Source organism: Streptomyces sp. NPDC005899 (assembly GCF_040629645.1).
Classification (GTDB): domain Bacteria; phylum Actinomycetota; class Actinomycetes; order Streptomycetales; family Streptomycetaceae; genus Streptomyces.
The window spans coordinates 1-3,128 of sequence record NZ_JBEXWB010000525.1; the positions used below are offsets into that span (position 1 = coordinate 1).

Sequence of the window (3,128 nt, forward strand, 5' to 3'; positions counted from 1 at the left end):
GCCCCCTTGCGCGCCGCCCCCCGGGTGGGCGCCGGCTCCCCGGCGCCGGTCCGACACGCCGGGGGGCCCACGGCACAAAGCCCGCCCCGCGCCGCCGGGAGCCCCACCGGGCTCCCGGCGACGCGGTCGTGTGTGCGCTCTCGCGATGCGGACGCCCCGGAGGCCGGAGCCACCCGGGGCGTCCGGTTCCGTCAGGAAGGGGGCACAGCGGCCCGCGTCGGCTCCCTGGGCCCACGGGGCGAAGAGCCGCGACGGGCCCGGGTGTCACCGGTGGCCGGACTCCCCGGACCGTTCCGCCGCCCTGCCGCCCGCGCCCAGCAGACCCGTCGCGGAGAACTCCGAACGCATGAGTTCCTGCCGGGCCAAGCGGGCGACGACCCCCGGCAACGCGCCGCGGACGGCCTGCACCCCCCGCAGCCAGACGGGGACGTACACCGTGGAAGCGCGCCGTTCGATCGCGCGGACCACCCTGTCCGCCACGTACCCGGCGGGGTAGATCTTCCGGGCCGGCGGAGGCATGTGGGCGCGTAGTTCCCGCAGCACGGCCTGCTTGTCGCCGTCGCGGATCATGTCGGTGTCGGTCCAGTTCAGGTAGGCCGTGCCGACGGTCACCCCGCGTGGCGCGAGCTCGGCGCGCAGCGAGTGGGCGAAGAACTCGACACCCGCCTTGGAGGCGCAGTAGGCGCTCATCATCGGCGCCGAGCCGATCGCCGCCAGGGAGGCCACCTGGAGGTGGTAGCCGCGGGTGTCCAGCAGGTGGGGCAGGAAGACCCGGGCGGTGACGGCGCTGCCGATGAGGTTGACCTCGATGACACGCCGCCAGGTGCCCGGGTCCGAGTCGACGAAGGGGCCGCCCTCCGCCACACCCGCGTTGGCGACCACCACGGACGCCGGGCCCATGCGGTCGCGCACCTCGTCGGCCACCGCCGCCATGGCCTCGTCGTCCGTGACGTCCACGTGCCAGTGGTGGGAGGCCGTCGGGAGGGTGGCGGCGACGTCGGCGAGGAGCTCCTCCTCCAGCCCGAGCAGCGCCACGCGCGCTCCCCGGGCGGCCAGTTCCCCGGCGACGGCCGCCCCTACACCGCGGGCTGCCCCGGTCACGACGACCGTACGGCCACGCAGGACGTGTTTCGAAGCAGTCACAGGATCTCCTCGGTGCGGGGCGGGACGAGCGGCCACCGGCCGGCCGGCGCGCGCAGGCGTGCTCAGCCGGTGGACAGAGCCTCCAGGAGGTCCCCGACCTGCGGGTCGGGCAGGGCGCGGGCCACGTCGGCCTGGGCGACCACGCCGACGAGACGGTGTCCGTCGATGACGGGGAGCCGCCGGACCTTGTGCGCCGTCATGGTGCGCAGGATCTCGCCCGCGTCGTCGTCCGCACCGATGGTGACGGCCTCGCTCCGGGACAGCTCACCGGCGTTCGTCCGCGCCGGGTCCTTGCCCTTGCCCAGTACCCTCACCACGATGTCGCGGTCGGTCAGGACGCCCTTGAGCTTGTCGTCCGTGCCGCAGATAGGCAGGGCTCCGACGCCCGGATCGGTCATCTTCCGTGCAGCGTCGAGCACGCTCTCCCGCTCGCCCACGCACTCCGCGCCCTCGGTCGTGATCTCGCGTGCCGTCGTCATGGTCGACTCCCTTCCTGGATGGCGTGGGCCCTCTGCCGCCCGGGGGCCCGGGTGCCCTCTGGGTACCCGGCACTCCGGTCGCCTAACGGCCCGGGTGCGAGGGCGGGTGCGGTGTTTCGGGCCGGACGCCGGGGGAACCCGGCAACCCATCCGCGGGCGGCCGCGGATCCGTGACGACGTGGAAGGGGAGTTGCACCGTGCGCGCACTGACCTATCAGGGAAAGCGGGATGTCAGGGTCGAGACGGTCCCCGACCCGCAGATCCAGGACCCGACGGACATCATCGTCAGAATCACCTCCACCGGTGTATGCGGCTCCGACCTGCACCTCTACGAGGTCCTGAGCCCCTACCTGGATCCGGGGGACATCCTCGGGCACGAACCGATGGGCATCGTGGAGGAGGTGGGCGCCGAAGTCACCGCGGTGGCCCCGGGCGACCGCGTGGTCATCCCCTTCAACGTCTCGTGCGGCCACTGCTACATGTGCGACCAGGGACTGCACTCCCAGTGCGAGACCACCCAGGTGCGCGAGCAGGGGATGGGCGCCTCTCTGTTCGGATACACCAAGCTCTACGGCCAGGTGCCCGGCGGCCAGGCCGAACTCCTGCGTGTCCCCTTCGGGAACCGGCTGCCGATCAAGGTCCCGCACGGGCCGGCCGACGACCGCTACGTCTACCTCTCGGACGTGCTGCCGACCGCCTGGCAGGCAGTGGACTACGCGGCCGTCCCGCCCGGAGGCACCGTGACCGTACTGGGCCTCGGCCCGATCGGCGCGATGGCGGCGCGCATCGCGCAGCAGCGCGGGGCGAGTCTGGTGGTGGGCGTGGACCTGGTGCCCGAACGGCTCACCCGGGCCGCCGAGTACGGGGCGAAGTGCCTCGACCTGCGCAGGCACGGCAAGGATCTCGGCGATGTCATCCGCGATCTCACGGACGGCCGGGGCACGGACGCCGTGATCGACGCCGTCGGCATGGAGGCCCACGGCGCGCCCGTCGCGAAGGCGGCGCACTGGGCCGTCGGGCTGCTGCCCGACGCCATCGCCGAACGCCTCATGGGCACCATGGGCGTCGACCGGCTCGCCGCCCTGCACGCGGCCATCGACATCGTGCGCCGCGGCGGCACGGTCTCGCTCTCCGGTGTGTACGGCGGAGCCGTCGACCCGATGCCGATGCTGACCATGTTCGACAAGCAGATCCAGCTCCGCATGGGCCAGGCGAACGTGCACCGCTGGGTGGACGACATCCTGCCCCTGCTCACCGACGACGACCCCCTGGGCGTCGACGACTTCGCCACCCACCGGCTGCCGCTCGAGGAAGGCCCCCAGGTCTACAAGGCGTTCCAGGAGAAGGCCGACGGGATGATCAAGACCCTGCTCACCCCCTGAGCCGGGCACCGGGCCGGCGGCCTCGCGCCGCCGGCCCTTCCGACGCCCCGCCCTGCTGACTCCGTACCCGGCCGGGGTGTCACCCCGTGGAGCCGCCGCCGGGCGGGCCGACCGTGGACCGCCG

General features: G+C 73.5%; 3 protein-coding genes. 1 reads left to right on the forward strand and 2 read right to left on the reverse strand.

The genetic code is table 11. The features are described 5' to 3' along the window. Window positions 1-264: 264 nt before the first annotated feature. Entirely contained in the window at window positions 265-1,143 is an 879-nt protein-coding gene (locus ABZ371_RS30855) for an SDR family oxidoreductase (protein ID WP_358685863.1), read from the reverse strand. 62 nt (window positions 1,144-1,205) lie between these two features. Continuing rightward, window positions 1,206-1,622, reverse strand: coding sequence for a CBS domain-containing protein (locus ABZ371_RS30860; protein ID WP_358685865.1), 417 nt, complete (start codon window positions 1,620-1,622; stop codon window positions 1,206-1,208). 197 nt (window positions 1,623-1,819) lie between these two features. Between ABZ371_RS30860 and ABZ371_RS30865 the strand changes: the two genes are divergently transcribed. Then, window positions 1,820-3,004, forward strand: coding sequence for an alcohol dehydrogenase catalytic domain-containing protein (locus tag ABZ371_RS30865; RefSeq protein ID WP_358685868.1), 1,185 nt, complete (start codon window positions 1,820-1,822; stop codon window positions 3,002-3,004). Window positions 3,005-3,128: the final 124 nt, after the last annotated feature.